General features: G+C 44.3%; 23 protein-coding genes and 1 riboswitch. Of the genes, 8 read left to right on the top strand and 15 right to left on the bottom strand.

All coding sequences use genetic code 11. From position 1 onward, the window contains the following. Window positions 1-103: 103 nt before the first annotated feature. From thiE to lepB, 7 genes are all read right to left on the bottom strand, one after another. Window positions 104-745: a thiamine phosphate synthase gene (gene thiE / locus BLR82_RS17225; protein ID WP_074600691.1), complete on the bottom strand. Its 642-nt coding sequence runs from the start codon at window positions 743-745 to the stop codon at window positions 104-106. A 3-nt stretch (window positions 746-748) separates the two neighbouring features. Next, the gene (gene thiM, locus BLR82_RS17230) at window positions 749-1,552 is read right to left on the bottom strand and encodes a hydroxyethylthiazole kinase (protein WP_074600692.1); all 804 of its coding nucleotides are present in this window, start codon (window positions 1,550-1,552) and stop codon (window positions 749-751) included. Continuing rightward, complete coding sequence (gene thiD, locus BLR82_RS17235; protein WP_074600693.1) at window positions 1,539-2,366, bottom strand: bifunctional hydroxymethylpyrimidine kinase/phosphomethylpyrimidine kinase; 828 nt, start codon at window positions 2,364-2,366, stop codon at window positions 1,539-1,541. Before thiD ends, thiM begins: the two co-directional genes overlap by 14 nt. Window positions 2,367-2,388: 22 nt before the next feature. After that, window positions 2,389-3,093: a thiaminase II gene (gene tenA, locus BLR82_RS17240; protein ID WP_074600694.1), complete on the bottom strand. Its 705-nt coding sequence runs from the start codon at window positions 3,091-3,093 to the stop codon at window positions 2,389-2,391. 179 nt (window positions 3,094-3,272) lie between these two features. Further along, a riboswitch (TPP riboswitch) is annotated at window positions 3,273-3,375 on the bottom strand. A gap of 60 nt (window positions 3,376-3,435) precedes the next feature. Continuing rightward, complete coding sequence (gene splB / locus BLR82_RS17245; RefSeq protein ID WP_074600695.1) at window positions 3,436-4,464, bottom strand: spore photoproduct lyase; 1,029 nt, start codon at window positions 4,462-4,464, stop codon at window positions 3,436-3,438. Then, window positions 4,457-4,714 (bottom strand): transcriptional regulator SplA domain-containing protein, encoded by a 258-nt coding sequence (locus BLR82_RS17250; protein ID WP_074600808.1) that lies wholly within the window; start codon window positions 4,712-4,714, stop codon window positions 4,457-4,459. The genes splB and BLR82_RS17250 overlap by 8 nt, the downstream gene beginning before the upstream one ends. 360 nt (window positions 4,715-5,074) lie before the next feature. Continuing rightward, window positions 5,075-5,626, bottom strand: a complete 552-nt coding sequence (gene lepB / locus BLR82_RS17255) for a signal peptidase I (protein ID WP_074600696.1) — start codon at window positions 5,624-5,626, stop codon at window positions 5,075-5,077. Window positions 5,627-5,871: 245 nt separating this feature from the next. Here lepB and BLR82_RS17260 point away from each other — a divergent pair, with 245 nt between their 5' ends. Continuing rightward, window positions 5,872-6,867 (top strand): D-alanyl-D-alanine carboxypeptidase family protein, encoded by a 996-nt coding sequence (locus BLR82_RS17260; protein ID WP_074600697.1) that lies wholly within the window; start codon window positions 5,872-5,874, stop codon window positions 6,865-6,867. A 133-nt stretch (window positions 6,868-7,000) separates the two neighbouring features. Beyond that, complete coding sequence (locus BLR82_RS17265) at window positions 7,001-8,197, top strand: CynX/NimT family MFS transporter (RefSeq protein ID WP_074600698.1); 1,197 nt, start codon at window positions 7,001-7,003, stop codon at window positions 8,195-8,197. Between the two features lie 101 nt (window positions 8,198-8,298). Here BLR82_RS17265 and BLR82_RS17270 read toward each other — a convergent pair whose 3' ends face one another. After that, window positions 8,299-8,724 (bottom strand): hypothetical protein, encoded by a 426-nt coding sequence (locus BLR82_RS17270; protein WP_074600699.1) that lies wholly within the window; start codon window positions 8,722-8,724, stop codon window positions 8,299-8,301. A 175-nt stretch (window positions 8,725-8,899) separates the two neighbouring features. Here BLR82_RS17270 and BLR82_RS17275 point away from each other — a divergent pair, with 175 nt between their 5' ends. Next, entirely contained in the window at window positions 8,900-9,079 is a 180-nt protein-coding gene (locus BLR82_RS17275) for a hypothetical protein (protein ID WP_074600700.1), read from the top strand. A gap of 61 nt (window positions 9,080-9,140) precedes the next feature. Here the strand turns inward: BLR82_RS17275 and proC are convergent, their stop codons facing one another. From proC to BLR82_RS17290, 3 genes are read right to left on the bottom strand one after another with little or no spacing between them, the layout of a single operon-like run. Next, entirely contained in the window at window positions 9,141-9,941 is an 801-nt protein-coding gene (proC, locus tag BLR82_RS17280) for a pyrroline-5-carboxylate reductase (RefSeq protein WP_074600701.1), read from the bottom strand. A 1-nt stretch (window position 9,942) separates the two neighbouring features. Further along, window positions 9,943-10,434, bottom strand: coding sequence for a GNAT family N-acetyltransferase (locus BLR82_RS17285; protein ID WP_074600702.1), 492 nt, complete (start codon window positions 10,432-10,434; stop codon window positions 9,943-9,945). 14 nt (window positions 10,435-10,448) lie between these two features. Continuing rightward, window positions 10,449-11,072, bottom strand: a complete 624-nt coding sequence (locus tag BLR82_RS17290; RefSeq protein ID WP_074600703.1) for an SGNH/GDSL hydrolase family protein — start codon at window positions 11,070-11,072, stop codon at window positions 10,449-10,451. A 323-nt stretch (window positions 11,073-11,395) separates the two neighbouring features. On the opposite strand from BLR82_RS17290, the gene BLR82_RS17295 reads away from it, so the two are divergent. Then, a complete protein-coding gene (locus tag BLR82_RS17295) occupies window positions 11,396-11,869 on the top strand; it encodes a spore coat protein (RefSeq protein ID WP_074600704.1) in 474 nt (157 codons plus the stop codon). A 71-nt stretch (window positions 11,870-11,940) separates the two neighbouring features. Here the strand turns inward: BLR82_RS17295 and BLR82_RS17300 are convergent, their stop codons facing one another. Beyond that, window positions 11,941-12,360, bottom strand: a complete 420-nt coding sequence (locus BLR82_RS17300; RefSeq protein ID WP_074600705.1) for an organic hydroperoxide resistance protein — start codon at window positions 12,358-12,360, stop codon at window positions 11,941-11,943. 146 nt (window positions 12,361-12,506) lie between these two features. Between BLR82_RS17300 and BLR82_RS17305 the strand changes: the two genes are divergently transcribed. Further along, on the top strand, window positions 12,507-12,767 hold the full coding sequence (locus BLR82_RS17305; RefSeq protein WP_074600706.1) for a hypothetical protein: 261 nt from the start codon (window positions 12,507-12,509) through the stop codon (window positions 12,765-12,767). Next, window positions 12,764-13,036, top strand: a complete 273-nt coding sequence (locus tag BLR82_RS17310; RefSeq protein ID WP_074600707.1) for a hypothetical protein — start codon at window positions 12,764-12,766, stop codon at window positions 13,034-13,036. Before BLR82_RS17305 ends, BLR82_RS17310 begins: the two co-directional genes overlap by 4 nt. A 91-nt stretch (window positions 13,037-13,127) precedes the next feature. On the opposite strand, the gene eutH is transcribed toward BLR82_RS17310, so the two are convergent. Then, window positions 13,128-14,213: an ethanolamine utilization protein EutH gene (gene eutH / locus BLR82_RS17315; RefSeq protein WP_074600708.1), complete on the bottom strand. Its 1,086-nt coding sequence runs from the start codon at window positions 14,211-14,213 to the stop codon at window positions 13,128-13,130. Window positions 14,214-14,366: 153 nt separating this feature from the next. On the opposite strand from eutH, the gene BLR82_RS17320 reads away from it, so the two are divergent. Beyond that, window positions 14,367-15,002, top strand: coding sequence for a LysE family transporter (locus tag BLR82_RS17320; protein ID WP_074600709.1), 636 nt, complete (start codon window positions 14,367-14,369; stop codon window positions 15,000-15,002). A 61-nt stretch (window positions 15,003-15,063) separates the two neighbouring features. After that, on the top strand, window positions 15,064-15,786 hold the full coding sequence (locus BLR82_RS17325; RefSeq protein ID WP_074600710.1) for a YqcI/YcgG family protein: 723 nt from the start codon (window positions 15,064-15,066) through the stop codon (window positions 15,784-15,786). Here the strand turns inward: BLR82_RS17325 and BLR82_RS17330 are convergent. Together BLR82_RS17330 and BLR82_RS17335 are read right to left on the bottom strand one after the other, a co-directional pair. Then, the gene (locus BLR82_RS17330) at window positions 15,783-15,938 is read right to left on the bottom strand and encodes a YvrJ family protein (protein WP_074600809.1); all 156 of its coding nucleotides are present in this window, start codon (window positions 15,936-15,938) and stop codon (window positions 15,783-15,785) included. The two genes, BLR82_RS17325 and BLR82_RS17330, sit on opposite strands and share 4 nt — an antisense overlap. Window positions 15,939-16,135: 197 nt before the next feature. Further along, window positions 16,136-17,461, bottom strand: a complete 1,326-nt coding sequence (locus BLR82_RS17335) for an amino acid permease (protein WP_074600711.1) — start codon at window positions 17,459-17,461, stop codon at window positions 16,136-16,138. Window positions 17,462-17,663: the final 202 nt, after the last annotated feature.

A 17,663-nucleotide genomic window follows, 5' to 3' on the forward strand; every position in this document is an offset into this window, starting at 1 on the left:
TTTATCATCAAACGTCAAATTACGAAATGAATAACCCTGCTTCTGAAAAACAGGAAAAAGCAGCCTGTTTCATGTGAAATCAGACTGCCTTAACAAACAGACGTTAATTTACAATTGTCCGAAGTTTTAACTGCTGTGCTGCTGTCAATGCATTTTCCGACGCACTGATGGCTGAGATGACCGATATACCGTCTGCCCCGGCTTTGATCACCTCTGCTGCATTTTTTTCCTGAATACCGCCGATTGCCACAAGGGGGGTGTTGCCGATCAACCTTCTTATCTCTGCTAAACCTTCTAGCCCGATCGGTGTCTTAGCGTCGTGCTTGGTAGCAGTAGCAAAAACAGGTCCGGCTCCAATATAGTCAGCTCCTGCGGAGTCGGCTTCGACCGCCTCATGGACATTGGTTGCCGACACTCCAACAATAAAATGTTCTGGACAGCGGCGGCGAACAGAATCAATCGGTTCATCTTCCTGCCCAACATGTATTCCGTCCGCCCCTACCTTGATGGCTAAATCCACATCATCATTTACAAGAAAAGGGACATGGTAACGACGGCACAGTTCTTTCATTTGCAATGCAAGCTTTTGCTTATCTGTTCCCGTTTTAGCACCTCTACCCTTTTCTCTGAACTGGAACATGGTTATGCCGCCAGCCAGTGCCTGCTCCAAAACGTAAAGCGGATTATCGATACAATTATTACTCCCCATTATAAAGTAAACTTGCAAAGAGTGACGTATAGTCATCGGTTATCCGTCCACCCGTTTTAGTTGCATTTTTTTTCGCCAACCTTCCTCTTCCACCTGATATAAGGCATCAAGAAATGCTGATTGAAAACCGCCGGGACCATCACTCGCTGAGGCAGCGAATTCGGCAGCTGTTCCATAATAGCTGACAGCAGCTGCTGCCGCTGACAGTTTATCTCCTCCCACCGCTAAAAATGCTGCAGTCACCGAACTGAGCAGGCAGCCCGCCCCGGTAATCTTCGTTTGCAGTTGGTGACCATTACCGCACAAGTATAGAGAATTCCCGTCCGTGATAACATCTTCTTCTCCAGTAAGCACTACAGCTGTCTCCAACTGTTTCGCGGCTTCAACCGCTATCCTTCGCCCATCTCCTTGGAAAGCGGAGTCGACGCCTTTCATCTCTGCATCCGCTCCGGCTAGGAAAGCAATTTCCCCGGCGTTACCACGGATCAAAGATACGTCGATTTCCTCCAGAATTCTCAAGGCAACCATGTTTCGAAATGAGGTTGCTCCGACTCCAACCGGATCAAACACAACAGGTACGCCCTTTTGGTTAGCTGCCTGTCCTGCCTTTAGCATCGCATTAACCTGCGGTGTCGTCAGCGTACCGATATTCAATACTAGCGCATCCGCTACAGCTGCCATGTCAGCCGCTTCCTCTTCCGCATTAGCCATGACGGGAGAAGCCCCCATGGCCAGCAGCCCGTTTGCCGTGAAATTAGTGACAACTTGGTTGGTAATGTTGTGGATTAACGGTTGTCTATCTCTCACACTCGTTAGTAAACTGGCAATCTCATTCACTAGAATCCACCCCTTTCTGCTTGCCGGGCAGTCCGTTCATCCGGTATCCCCAGTGGTTGGTCGGACCGTTTCCCTTGCCGATTCCCAATGTATGTTGAATAGCAGCGGTTATGAATTCCTTGCCTATAGCAACCGCTTCCGGTACTGTTTTTCCTTTTGCCAGTTCAGAAGTAATGACTGCAGAAAATGTACAGCCAGTTCCATGCGTATGTTTGGTTTCCAGTCTTGGCGATTGAAACAAGTGATATCCCTGTTTGTCATATAAAACGTCAACAGCCTCTCCTGCTAGGTGTCCGCCTTTTACGATGGCCGCTCCAGCTCCGAGATCTTCTACAATCAGTTTGGCTGCCCGTTTGGCATCTGATAGATTCTTTATCGGAAAGTCGACTAGTATTTCCGCTTCAGGGATATTCGGCGTGGCAATAGTTGCCAAGGGAATCAGTTTATCTCTAACTGTTTGTTTTGATTTTTCTTCCATCAACTCATGACCGCTTTTTGCCACCATGACAGGGTCGATTACATAAGGGGATTGTTGTTTTCCGAGTTTACTGGCAATCAGCTCCATCATTTCACTGGTAGCAATCATTCCCGTTTTTACCGCAGCAGGCATAATATCTTGGAATACTGCATCCAGCTGTTTTTCGATAAAATCGACTGGCAAGTGGTGGACATCCTTCACTCCCATTGTGTTTTGGGCAACTACAGAGGTGACCACACTCATCCCGTACACTTCTCTTTCCTGGAAACTTTTTAAATCAGCCTGAATACCAGCTCCGCCAGTAGGATCGGTTCCGGCAATAGTCAAAGCACTTGCAATCATGCTGCTTCCCCCTCTCTGTTTTTTAATGCAACGGCTGAATCTGTTGATCGGCCGGTAACGAATATGGCCACTCTTCCTGGGTATAGGCCATGTCCCAAAAACGATATTCCAGCTGGCAGCTTTTTATAAAGGCCAGGGTCGCTTTTTGCTTATCCTTTTCACTGGCGTCGGCTGCCCAACGATCGATTTTCCTGCATAGCTCATGGGTGACTTCTCCGATTTCTCCATTTGCATAAAATGAAATCCATTCATAGAACGGATGGGAAGTATCCGGCTGTTTTTCTTCCAATATGGCCCGGCCGATTTCCAGATAGGTCCATGGACATGGAAGCAATGCAGCCAGAATTTCGCCTATCGTTCCGCTGTATGCAGCTTTGCTCATATGAGCGACATAGTGATCAGCAGTAGGTGGCAGCGGACTTCCTTGCAACTCGCTGTAGTCGACGCCCGCCACCCGGCAGAAATTCTCATGTGGATGAATTTCACTGTTGAGGACAAATCCGATTTGTTCCTGAAAAAATCCCATGTCGGACCGGTCCTCGCACTTCGAAATCGCCAATCCGTATATTCGGTTGAAAGCAGACAAATACTCATAATCTGCTTTTACATAGTGAATCAATGCCTGCTTGGGTACATTCCCTTCAGCTATCCCCCGGATAAAAGGATGCTGTAGAATTCCCTCAAAGACTTCATCTGCCTCTTTTCTTAATTGTTCGGAAAATGTCATGATAAAAACTCCTCCTTTGTTTTGGAGGAAGCCCAGAACCTCTGGGAAATGGAGGGGAAATAATATCGGAGAAAAGTTCATTTGATTGGTAAGCCGAACTCAGATCCCGGAACGCAAAAAACCGCTCCAGGAAACTGGAGCGGTTTATTCAATCTTGGTAAGGTTTATCCAAAGATAGACGAATCCCGTCTCCACTTTCCTACGCTGGTACTAACCAGTTCAGGTTCAAAGGGACCAAGGTTATTCCTTATCTCAGCCATACAGGCGCCCCTAGTGGACTTCCAAAATATTTAACTACTTTTACTAAAACATGAATGGATCGTAATGTCAAATAAGCGATTATCATGTGAAATATTCAATTGTTGCCTTTGGAAACAGCTTGTGGATGGTCGATTTCAATACATCCTTCATTTCTTCTTGTTCCTCATCTTTATAGACGTACTTGCCAATACCATATCTTCCCCATTTCCATTTCCGCTTCGATTCATCCAGTTCCAGTTTTGTCATCGGGTAATTTTTTTCAATGACCCGTTTAGCTGGCTGCGTAAATCGATGTTGGATCAGTTCGAATGTCAAATCTTTTTTTGCGGAAGACGGCAGCGCATCCGCCAGCCTTTCCAGCATTTCCGAATAGCCTTCCTGCCACCCTTCATGCAAGTAAATCGGTGCGACAATAAAACCGAGTGGATATCCGGCTTCCGCTACTTTGGTTGCTGCACCTATCCGTTCGGCAAGCTTGGAAGTCCCCGGTTCAAAATACTTAATCACATAATCATCGTTGATACTGAACCGGAACCTTGTTCTGCCATTATGCTCAGCATCAAGCAGGTGATCGACATGGGCAAATTTCGTCACAAATCGGAGTTTCCCGTAGGTTGACCTTCCAAAATATTCGATCGCCTGTTTCAATGTATGGGTCAAGTGATCAATCCCGACAATATCCGAAGTACAGGAAGCCTCGAATCGCGTGAATTCCGGCGCCCGGTCACGCATGTACTTTTCCGCTGCGTCAAAAATTTCATCGGTGTTGACATAAGTCCGGATGTACGGCTTGCTGCCCATCGTTGTTTGCAAGTAACAATAATGACAATGCCCCATGCACCCTGTCGCAAATGGTATCGCATATTCGGCAGACGGCTTGGATGTATCAAACTTCAGTGTTTTTCTTATCCCTACAACGAGCGTGGATTTTGCATTACGGTATTTCTGAAAGTCGTTATCCCCGGGCAAATTACGGACTTGATTATGGGAAGTCGTTTCCCTGATTTCGATTCCCATCCCCTTAAATTTATCGATAAGCTCGCGACCAAGTGGATACTCCATGGCCTTCGGCTCTACATATACCAGCTGCGGCACAAACGGTTTAACCATGCAACCCCTCCGAACCCTCTGTACCAAATGCAGCCTGATAGGCATGTTCTGCTTCTTGCTCCGAGCGATATACCGCCACTTCTTCCGTTAATGGATAGTATGTATCGTACAGAAACAACGCCAGTTCATTTCCATTGTCCGGATCGGCCACCACTGCAGCCTCCTGCACATTGGCCACCCCTTGCACATGCGGATTCCGAATGATCACATAAACTACCTCACCCGGCATATAACCCTGGTTATATTCCATCATCTCACCCAACTCTCCATCAAGATAACCTTATTATCCCAATCCCCCCAAAAATTATTATAAAAAACCGGATTAAAAACGGGGTCAGTCCTCAACAACAATCCGGAAGTCCTAGTGACTGGATACGGGGACTGACCCTCCTGTACGCATCTTTTATATAGCGTTCACAATATACAGACTTAAACAGCCCAACCAAAACAATATGCTGAGAAATCCACTCGTGAGGGACTGACCCCATATGAACTATTTTTATAGCCTCCCTCTTATGATCCGTTTTTGGGGGACTGACCCCGTTAGACCCAGCAGAAAGGGGGCGGTTCCATAAGTCGGTGAAAGACTTATGGAACCGCCCCCTTGGTTTTACTCGGGTATGCCGATGGCTTCCAAGGGCCATATTCTCAATTTTACATCGCCGATGACACTGTCGTCTTCGATGAAACCAAAATACCTGCTGTCCTTACTGACCAGGCGGTTGTCTCCCAGAACAAAAAGACAGCCTTCCGGCACGGTGCTTTTGCCGGCAACTTCTTTCAGCGTAAAATTGTTTGTGAGATACTGGCTTTGCGATAAACTTTTTTTGTATTCTTCCAAGTAAGGCTCTTCCACTTGCTTGTCATTGATATAAAGGATATCTTCCTTCACTTCGATTTTGTCGCCTGGCAGGCCGATAACCCTTTTCACATAAGCATCGTCAGAGTCTGGTGCCTGAAAAGCAATCTCATCGAAACGCTCAATTTTACCTATTTTACTGAGGATGATACGGTCACCGTCATGCAAAGTCGGCATCATCGACTCGCCCTCGACAATGGACGGCGTTATCAGATAATGACGGCAGACGATGACAATCATTAATGCCACTAAAATGGTTTTCAGCCAGGATAGCACTTCATGCTTCAAGCTATTGTTATTCATTTATCTCCCCAACCTTTTCGAGAGGAAGCGCATCGCGTAATATAAAGCGAAATTCTTCCTACCTTTTACTTTGACTTAGCAAAAGAACCTTACCTAGTCGAATTCAGCACGAGTTGCAAAACCACAGGTCGTTCTTCTTAAACATTTTATATTTAAAGTTTTTATATTGAAAGATAGAAACTTTCGACACAATTTTTGTAGACTAATCTCGATTTATTTCGTCTTTATTCACGGAGGTAATTTAAATGAAAGCATTTACGTACACACTCATTTTTGTTTTTCTGTTACTGATTGCCAGCTTTATTGCAATCTCATTTTACAGCGGAAGCCCGAATGAACGAGAAGAAGAGAAATCGACAAAAGTCATATACCAGGACTCCTCTCTCCATGTGGAGGAGGAAATCCTTCTTCCGGACCTTCAACTTAAAGCGGAAGCTGCCATATTGGTAAATGCAGATACCCATCAAATATTATATGAAAAACAGATTAATCAATCGCTTCCGGTAGCAAGCATGTCAAAAATGATGACCGAATACCTCGTCTTGGAAGCAATCGACCAAGGAACACTAACCTGGGATCAACAAATTCCTATTAGTGATTATGCTTACACAATTTCTAATACACCCGGTTACTCTTCGATACTGTTAAGAAAAGACCTTACCTATTCTGTAGAAGAACTATTCCATGCCACAGCCATTCATTCCGCAAATGGAGCTGCTATTGCACTTGCTGAGGCTGTAGCCGGCAACGAACGGGATTTTGTCAACAGAATGAACGAAACCGCTAAAACCCTCGGAATGAATGACACCATTTTCGTCAATAGTACGGGATTGAACAATCAAGATTTAGGTACCTACCGCTACGAAAATTTAGAGCATACAGATAATGCAATGTCGGTAAAAGATGTAGCGACGTTAGGGTTGGCGCTACTGGACAGGCACCCGGAAATCCTGGAAACAACTTCGCTAGCCGTTGACACTGTTTCCCACGGCGACCAGGACACTACTACTTATTATAACACCAATGCCATGCTTCCTGAAATGAATGCAGAAAAAATCAGCTATCCAGGTGTCGATGGCTTGAAAACAGGTTATACAGATGCTGCGGGGTACTGTTTTACCGGAACAATAAAACGCGGGAAGGTCCGATACCTATCCGTTATCATGGGTACAGAAAACGAAAACGCCCGCTTTTTGGAAACAAAAAAACTTTATGAAGCCCTCCCAAACAAGGAACAGTAAATCAAGCAGGCCAGTCATTTTTCTTTGATGAACGTTCTTACTTCTTCTATACTTTTATACGTATGTTCAAACAGTCAAAAAGAAAACATTCGTATGAAAAAGGCCATAAAATAGAAGGAGATCGATTTGCCATATGAATACAAAATCCCTACATACGACAAAACCAACAGGCCGCTTCCTGCTAATCGCGGGGATTATTCTGATAGCCTTTAACTTAAGGCCGGCCATCACTTCTGTCGGACCGTTGCTCGGAACAATCCGTGATGATATCGGACTCGCCAACTGGGAAGCTGGGATGATTACCAGCCTGCCGCTTCTTGCGTTTGCGATAATGTCCCCAATCGCTCCTCGGCTCAGCAACCGTATCGGCAGCGGACGCGCTTTACAATTTGGACTCCTTTTATTGATTATCGGGATTATTAGCCGTTCGATTGCTTATACACCAACCCTTTATATCGGGACCACTCTGGTAGGATTGGGAATAGCAGTTTGTAACGTCCTGTTGCCCGGGCTGATTAAAGAAAAATTCCCCGAAAAGGTGGGACTTATGACTAGTGTCTATTCCACCTGTATGGCTTCCTTTGCGGCACTTGCTTCCGGTTTGAGCATTCCGTTGGCTGCCAACCTGCAGCTGGGGTGGCAGCTCTCACTTGTCAGCTGGGTGATCCTTGCCTTCATCGGCATTGGTGTTTGGTCGGTTTATTTACACAAGCAAAAAAACGAGCGGCCGAAACAACAATTTTTCGAACCAACGGCGGCACGTCTGACAAAATCACCACTCGCATGGCAGGTAACCCTGTTTATGGGCATGCAATCGTTTCTTTTTTATGTGACCATTTCCTGGCTACCTGAAATCCTCCATGACTATGGATTGACGATCGGAACTGCCGGCTGGCTGCTATCCTATATGCAGTTTATCAGTCTTCCGGCTACATTCATTGCTCCGATTTTAGCAGATAAGTTTAAAAACCAGCAGGGAATCATTTTACTAATTGGGTTGTTTGCAGTCACCGGGTATGGCGGTTTATTGGCCGGCGGATCTTTTTGGCTGTTGATTGTTTGGATCACATCTATCGGTTTCGCTCTCGGTGCCAGCATTAGTCTTGCACTCGCCTTATTAAGCATGCGTGCTGCAGATGCAAAACAAGCTGCCGAACTTTCAGGAATGGCCCAATCCTTTGGTTATTTGCTGGCTGCTGCTGGTCCCTTTTTTATCGGACTGCTCGTCGATGCCACAGGGAAATGGAGCCTTCCGATTGGCGCTATCCTTGCTGTTTCATTGCTTATGGTCATGGCAGGAATGGGTGCAACGCGCAATAAACTGGTCTAAGCTAACCAGTACGTAGCTTGATGGAAATGTTTACATGATGATTATATAAAAAAGCGGCAGTATCCTGGCACTTGCGTCCGACAATACTGTCGCTTTTTTCTTCACTTATTCAATTCCTTATACATAACAACCTTCATCGCATCCAATTCTTCGGGGGACAGCTTTCCCTCGATTTTTTCAAGCAAAACCATTTGTTCTTCCTGTGTCATCCCATTGTTTACCGTCTCACTTATCTCCTGTATTTCACCGACGCTGAACTTCTTGATCAGATTTTTCACTGCCCCTTCCTTGGTCGTGAACGGTAATTGACTTTGGTCAATTTGTGGAGCATCTGCCAGGAACTCCTGTAACTCAGGGTTATTGTCGATCGATTGTTTTATCGTCTCCTCATCTGTACTGGAATAAATCTCCTGTTCGACCTGGTCGACCACCTTATCTGCGATCACCCCGGCGGCGATATGGTAAATGCCATATCCGACTCCCGCTAATATAACACCAACGATAATCACATTCCGTAAAAATTTCATTCCCTTCCTCCTTTCTTTTCCAAATATATATCATCCTTATCAACACTTAATGACAGTGATCGTTCCTATTGGCTTCTATACGGTACATTATAACAAAACCCTTTGCTACCGGCATCATGCCATTTATCCTCCACCAATAACCATTGCCATTTTTTATTTTTAGGAGATTTGTTAGATGTTAAAAACGCAGAAACAGAAGCTGACAAAATTAATGAGCCAGCTTCCGGAAACGCTTAAGGATGTCTCCGGCTTTGACCTCAAAGGAATGCTCGACAACGTGGCTTCCAGCAGTGAAACCAAAATAAAGGAAAATCTTACTCCTTCCCAGAAACCATCTCCAACAAACGAAAGCTGAGAAAAAAGACCCGGGCGTGTTGACGCCTGGGTCTTCTTGTTCCTTCTAATTATTTAATTAATTAATGATCCTGCCTGCTTTTTTCCCGACAAGCTATAATTGCTTGCTGCATGAGCTGATCGATATGATGGTCGTCCAATAGATTTAAACCTGCAGCAGTTGATCCTCCGGGAGTCGCAACCTGATTTGCCAATTCAGCCGGGTCTTCACCAGTCTTTAGCATTTCGGCAGAACCTGCAATCATCTGGGCAACCAGCTTACGTGCCTGCTGTTCAGAAATACCGACAGCCGCAGCCTGGTTTTTCAAGGACTCGGCGATACGGTAAATGAAGGCTGGCGCACTTCCGGTGATCGCAGTCAATTCATAAAGCTGCTCCTCCGTAACCTTTTCAAATGCCCCAATGCCTTGCAAAATTTCTTCCAAAAGCTGCTTATGATACTGGTCGACATGTTTCCCTGTAGCATACAGCGTGCTTGATTCACCCAGCTTTGCTGCTGTATTCGGCATGATCCAGGCAGCAGGTGTTCCCACTGGGAGCACCTCTTCCAAGTAAGATGGAGAAATACCCGCAGCTACTGTTATTACCAGCTGCTTGTCGATCAAATCTGCCAAGTCTTCTAATAACAGGGGATGGTTCTCGGGCGGCATGGCCAGCAGAATAATATCAGTATGACTTACTTCTTGCCGCCAATCGGCAGAAACGGAAACTCCGTAGGCGCCTTCCACATATTCAAGCCGTCCTTGATTGCCATTATTGGAAACAGTAATGGCAAACCGTTGGTTCTCTGCTAAGCCGCCGATGATAGCCTGCGCCATTCTGCCGGCCCCAATAAATAAAATCCTGGTTGTCTCTTGTGTCATTTCATTCTCCTTCCAGACTGCTGACCGGAAAAACCATCGTTCTCGTTTTTGGAATCAGTTCCAGTCTTTCTTCGTAATAATCGATCATCTCCAGATCATCTTCCCAAAACTCCAGCTCAATCTCTGTAGCCTTGATGCTGGAAGCAAACTTCTTGATTTTTTCAAACAAATATTGGTCGATCCCTTTGTATTTCTGGTCTTGTTTAATGTATAACTCTTCAACCTTAATAACCCGGCGTTCCTTATATAAAGCTGTTTCCTCTTGCTTTTCGCCCTTAAAAATAGTAAAGGCCTGTATGGCTCCGGCTCTTTCTACAACATATAACCGTTTCCGTTCATCAGCAATTAATTTCGAAAAGTCTTGTTCGTTAATTGGCTCTTGGTTTGGTTTAAAGTACTCCGGCCTCGCAACAGCCCTTTGCTGTTGAAGCTCTTTGTATATCTCGAGAAGCTCTTCAAAATCCTCCGGACTGCCTTGTCTTATTTTGAACATCTGTATTCCTCCTGTTAGTGCTCCACAACCGCTTGAAGCCATGTTTTCGCCATCAGCATATTGCCCAGGGATGTCATATGAACCCCATCTGTAGTCAGCCTTTCTTTATGATTACCGATTAAAAATGCTGTAAACTTCTGATGGGTTGGAACAAGGAACCCGTCATACTGGACCGCTAGTTGACGGGTAATTTCCACATACGGCTTTAGCTTCTGGTTTCCGAGAGAACCGGGATGCTCTTCTATGATGGTCGGCTCCATTAAAATCGGTATAACTGCGGAAGACTTTAACAAATCAAGCAGTTGCCGATAGATTTCATGGAATCTATCCGGATAAACCTGCTCCATTTCCGGTTGATCTAATTGCCGCCATACATCGTTTATCCCGATGGAAATAGAGACAAAATCCGGTTCTTGTTCGATGACATCCCGCTTCCACCTTGCAGCCAAATCAGTGATCCGGTTTCCGTTCGTTCCCATATTAATAATTTCAGGGGAAGAATCGTGAAACTCCGTCAACAAATAATCACGGAGAAGTCTTACATACCCATATCCTATTCCTTGCCTGTCCTCTCTCCTCCCTGTGTCTGTGGTACTATCTCCAATAAATACGATTTTGCTTTTCTCCAACACCGGCACCACTTCCCTTCTACAGGCTGTACTGTACTTAAGTTAACTACATACCAAAGGTGACAGTCAAACATCCAATAAAAGAAAGTGTTCTTTATATGAACGATGTGATTGGAGCCATTTAATAAGTGTTATACAAAAAAATAACTTAAAATGAATGCCAATGGCTCTCCTCTATCCTGGATGATAAGCGAGCTAATCGATGCCGGAAAAATACCCTTGGCTATTAACAGCTTCGTGTTTAACAACTGTTTATCAGAAAACCGAACCAGTATATGGGTGAACGCATACACTAAAAAGACATATTTAAACAGACAGGGGAGTTGTGAACATTGGATAATACGTTAGCCTGGCATGAATCACTTGAATTGCACGAAATTACTGCCTTTAATTCTATTGGACTGATGAAATTGAAGACTACTCTGCCCAAAATCAAAAACCCGGAATTAAAAGGATTGTATCAGCAAGCGATCAAGCTAATGGAAGCCAGTATAAAGGAACTACTTGCATTTTATCCCCATACACCAAGGGAGGAAGACGAAGAAAGAAAACAAGTGGACGAAACGCTGTTTCAAGGAGACTTACTAGTTTTGACTAAAACTGCTGTGCGCAACTATGGTATCGCCATTACCGAAACGGCGACGCCAGCTTTAAAAAAGGTGCTGGTCAATCAACTGAATAAGATGATTCAAATGCATGATGATGTTTTCCAATTCATGTATAAACAAGGAAATTATCCAGCTTATGATTTAAAGAAATTGTTTAAGCATGACATGCAGCTAGCGAAAAAAGCACTAAGCCTCTAACGTCTTCCAAACGAAAAACAGGAAGCCCATGCTCAACAGCTTGGACTTCCTGTTTTTTCTATTAATTGATTTTAAACAGCTTTTGTATTCAATTTTACTTCAATGTTTCCCCGGGTTGCCTTCGAATATGGGCATACTTGGTGAGCTTGCTCAACCAGTTTTTCAGCTTCTTCCTGAGATAATCCTTTAATCTCAGCATTGAGGGTCACCCCGATTTTAAAGCCGTTATCTTCTGAATCCTTTAGAAAATCAACATCTGCAGTAATGGTGGAATCGATATCTTTCTTTTGCTTGCTTGCTACTAAATTCAGCGCCCCATCGAAGCATGCAGAGTAACCGGCAGCAAATAACTGCTCGGGATTTGATCCTTTTGAATTGGGATCGTCGGCTGGATTGACTAGATCCAAATCAATGATTCCATCATCGGATTTTACATGACCGTTTCTTCCGCCTTTTGCCGTTGCATGGGAAGTGAATAATACATCACTCATTAGTAAATCATCCTCCTCGTATTTTTATGTTCCTTTTTAATTTTCCTTTTTTTCGATAGTTTTAAACAACCTCTCCATTTTTCCCCTTCGTATAAATTCATCGATGCAGTAAAACCTATTAGAGAGATTCCAAAGAGGTGATACAGTTGAAACAACCAGAAGATAATGTAGAAACCATCTCCATAGAGGATGAAGCGGGTAACCAGAAGGATTATGAGGTCGATGCAGTCATTGAAATGGATAACAAAGAATACGTGCTGTATTCTTCTGGAACAGAACTTAAAATGAAACGGATTCTACATGAAGACGATGATGAATTTTTGCTCGACGTCTCCGAAGATGAAATGGCTAAATTAATCGACGCTTATGATGAAGCAATTGCTGAGGAAACGAAGGAAGTCCATTGACAGCAGAGGTGATGAGCTTGAAGAAAGAAGATATCCCGTTGGAGGCTGCAATGACAGCGATCAAACGGGCTCAGCAATGGACAGAGCTTGCCCAGACTGATCCTGCCAAGTTTACGGAGTCGCAAAACCACCTGACATATGCTCAAGAACAATTGGCCTTGGCCCACCAGAGTTTAAACTGGTTAAACGAAGAAGAGAAAAAGCAGCTTCAACGAGCAGATGATTTATTACGTCTCCTCAAGCAGACACAGCAATCGATCATTCGCTGAAAGGTAAATAGTCCGGCCAATATACCGGCCGGGCTATTTGATGTTTTCCTTGTCTTTATATATCCCATACTTCCAAGAGGTCGTACATATACTAAGCATTCCTACCCGTCTGCTTTGGGGTCGTAAGCAAGGCAAGCAGCACGGCACTGCCGCCACCGATCAGTTTTCCAGCTACAACGGCAAACACGACATTCTGATTGATTCCAGCGACAAATCCAAGATGCCCTCCAAACGTAAATGCCCCACTTACAGCAAAAGCTACACTAAGGACCTTCCCTCTCGGTTCCATGAATTTCAGGGTGGCCAGCATGGGGATAATATGGGCCAATGAGGCCAATAAACCTGTTGTAGTCGCCTCATCGATTCCAACTCTATTTCCTATACTTCGCAGCGGTTTTCCACATACTCTCCGAATAAAAGCCAGCATGGGGAAAGCACCTGCCAAAAATAACGCAACTGCTCCGACAATCTGAATCCCTTCATTGATCGGTGTCATCCCCGGAATAATCACCAATCCTGTAAGAGTTTCCGTCCCTATCGCGCCAAGTCCTACAATAGCCACAAGCTGTACTCCTTTCCCAAATAGAGAAAAAATGAACAGCATTCTCTCTTTCTGTTTCCACAGTCCGATGGAAATGAAAATAGCCAGTAGAACAGGAATAATTAAGTTACGCATAATCATCAGAAAATCAAGACCAGCAATCAAGCCGCCAGTGAGACAACCTATAGGAACGGTAATAATACCGAGTAAAATTCCTTTGGCAAAATAAGGATAGTCCTGCCTTTCAAGCATCCCTAACGAAACTGGAATCGTAAAAGCAATAGTCGGTCCAAGCATGGTACCCAGGAATACCCAGGAGAATAGTTCAGCCTGTTCCGTTTGTGACATTGCTTCAGCCAGGGAATAACCTCCCATATCCAAGGCCAAAATCGTATTGGCGAAAGAAGCCGGATCAGCACCTATCAGACTATAGACCGGGAGCACCAAAGGGGTAAGTAATTTGGCAAGCACAGGCGCCAATGAAATGATGCCAACCATCGCCAAGGCAATGGTGCCCATGGCCTGAAAACCCTCACCGAATCGTTCCCCGAATCCGAACTTATTGCCAATGCATTGATCGACAGCCCCCAATACAAAGAACACAGCTACTAGGTAAATGATTAGTTCGTTTATCATGTATGTCACCAGCTTTTTTACATTTATCCATTCATTTTATCAACAGTTCGTCCCTTACTTCCAGTCACGACTGTCTTATTTGAAATTTTACTGTGCTAACTCTTCTATCAGCTGAATAAACTGTACAAGCTATCCATAAGGGAGAGAGATAAAGTGGGGATTTTTTTTAGCTATGTATTTTTGGGGCTTTCTCTAGCTGCTCCGATTGGACCCATCAACGCTGCTCAATTGGACAAGGGGATCAAAAGTGGTTTTTTCCACGCCTGGTTGATAGGACTCGGTTCCTTGGCAGCAGATGTGTTGTACATGTTGACTGTTTATTTCGGAATCGTTCATTTTTTGGAAACTCCGTTCATGAAAACGTTCCTTTGGTCTTTCGGCTGTTTTGTCTTATTATATACAGGCTTTGAAAGCCTCCTGAATGCGTATAAACTTTCTGGCGGACAAGACCGAAACAACGAAAATGCTGCTTCAAAAACTTTTTTCACCGGCTTCTTCTTAGCGTTATCCAATCCATTGACCATTTTGTTCTGGCTCGGTATCTATGGGTCGGTATTGGCAAAAACAGCGGCACAATATGATACTTCCCATCTAGTCCTATACAGCAGTGCCGTTATCCTTGGCTTGATTATCTGGGATATTACGATGGCCCTTATAGCCAGCAGCTTCCGTCGCCTCCTGACCGATCGGGTTTTAATCATCATCTCCGTGCTGTCCGGACTTTCCCTGATTTGTTTCGGAATTTATTTCGGTTGGCAAGCGGCAGCATTGCTGTTTCCTCTTCAATAACCAGATGACAGTCACCCATTTCCGCATTTGATAATAAATTATCAAGGAAAGGGTGACGAACATGACGCTTTATACAAGCGAGGAACTATTCAGGAAACCAGAAGATATTAGCCATTCTCACTTTTCCAACTATCTAGCATTCCTTGAAAAATTGGCTGACAAACAACACCGGTTCCCTTGTATACCTGCCGTACAGGGGGCTTCTTTGAAGCATTTTCGATTCGGCTTCCTACCTCGACCCAGTAGTGGGTATGCCGTGGAAATGTTGGCAGACTTGCTTGCACAATACAGTCATTCCTATAAAGCAATTGGCCGTTACACATCCCTCATCCTATTCTTTGAAAATGATAAGGAACGTTCAGTGGCCGACTATGAATACTTATTTTGGAAACTGTTGAACGATCTCCATGACAGCGATTCCTTCGATTGGCCAGCCGAAATTCCTGTTCATCCATCTGATCCTCTATGGGAATTTTGCTTTCATGGAGAACGGTATTTCATTTACACGGCTACGCCTGGTCATCAAAATCGGAAAAGCCGCAGTTTTCCTTGCTTTCTTCTTGCCTTCACACCGAGATGGGCATTCGAGCGATTCACGAACCAGCCGCACGCCTTGTCCATAAAAGAAAAAATAAGGCAGCGATTAACTGCCTATGATGAGGTACCTCCCCATCCAGATTTGAGCACTTATGGCCAGGGGGATAATTTTGAAGCGAAGCAATATTTTTTAAGGGAAGATCAAACATCCAGTCAAAGCTGTCCATTCCATCCAAAGCAACATTAGTCCTTATTGGATTCAATTAGCTTTACCAGGTTATTCACTGCTTTTTCCAATGCTTTGATTCGTTTTTCAAACCGATGGAGCAGATAGACAGTGATTGCGATGGGGAATCCCAGATTACTAATCAACTGGATAAATGTCAGATTATCAAACATAGCAGTCACTCAACCCCTTCCTGGTTTACACCATAAGTGGCATAGCCATATCCTTGATACCGCTATACTACGTTATATGAAGGGAATTCGCATCACGTAAAGGACAACCACCATTCTGTAATAAAAAATCCACACTTGCTAAAGAAAAATGCAGGCACAGGACCTCTGTTAAATGAATGAAAAAACCGGCCTGCTTTTCAGGCCGATTTTTGTTTCCATTTCTTTTTCATGGATAAGGTGATCAAACCGATCAGGAGTAAAAACCCCAAGCTGATAAAAAGTCCAGGTCTACTGGATTTATCAAACAATGTTCCCGATACGGCCAGAAGAATCAGCAGTAACCCAATATATCTTTTCACCAGCTGCAACCCTGAAGGCTTCATTACCTTTTTATAAGAAAATAGAATAAACAGCCAGGTATAGAGCAGCATCAAGCCAGCAGCTGTGGTGAAATACTCATAAATTTTTTCAGGCAATAGCAAAGAAACAATAATGGACAAAATCAGCCCGCTGGTCGTCAGACATAAGGCCCGAAGAGGGAGCTCCCTTTTTCCGGTTTTTTTGGTGAAAAGTTTGGGTGCATCGCCGTCTTTCGCCAGGCTGACAATAATGGTGGTAATCGCATATAAAGAGGCGACCATCGTGGAAAAGCCGGCAATAATTAACGCTCCATTGAACACATGGGGAACAAAAGCAATATGGTACTTATCCAATGCCAGAATAAAGGGACTTTCATCCGTGGAGAACTTGTTCCAAGCCACCAGATGAAGAGCCAGCCACAAGGAGGCTATATAAATGACCGTCAAAGATAATAGCATGATTTTGCCCGACTTAGGAGCCTCCTTTGGTTCCTTCAGCTCGTTAGCCATTATTCCCATTACTTCGATTCCCCCAAAAGCATAAAAAGCAAAAATCAAAGCTGTCCAAAACCCAACCAGGCCATTCGGGAACAATTCCTGAAAACCAAATGCGAAAGACGGAGACTCTTTCTGGCCATTTAGCACACCAGAAACCGCCAATATGGCTATAATGATAAACATCACTATCGCTGCGACCTTTACCACAGCAAATATATTTTCAAACCGTTCAAAACCACTGACTCCAGTGAGGATGACAATCAGGCCCAGTACACCGAATACCGAGGCAAGAACCCACAATGGTACCTTTGGAAACCAAAATTGCGAGAAAATGCCAAGTGCTGTCAGCTGGCTTCCCATGATCAGCATTTCCGACGACCAATATACCCAGCCATTGCTGAACCCAGCCCAATGACCATAGGCTGTTTTTGCATAGGAACGAAAGGACCCCTCTGCCGGATGCTTGGCAGTCATTCTGGCAAGTGCGTCAAATACGACATATGTACCTGCCGCTGCTAAAATGAAGGCAAACAATACTGAAGGACCAGTTTGCCTGATGGCAATACTTGATCCTAAAAAATATCCGGTACCGATAATACACCCGATACCAATCATGGAAAGCTGCCACCATCTTATTTTTTTCTGGTTTTCCCCTTGCTTCTTCATCTGTAATCCCTCCAGCTTTATCGAACTTATTGTTACTGAGAAGCAGATGGTTTATACAGGGAAAAGATTGGATGCTTTAGGGTTAGTACTAGGAAAAAAAGGTTCCAGAAACACCAAAAAGCTGCCAGAAACAATAAGTTGCTTCCGACAGCTTTATGAAAGAGCAGGCTCAATACTATATTAATTTACAAGGCTGTCCGAC

The organism is Sediminibacillus halophilus (assembly GCF_900103695.1).
In the GTDB taxonomy this organism is placed as follows: Bacteria; Bacillota; Bacilli; order Bacillales; family Amphibacillaceae; genus Sediminibacillus; species Sediminibacillus halophilus.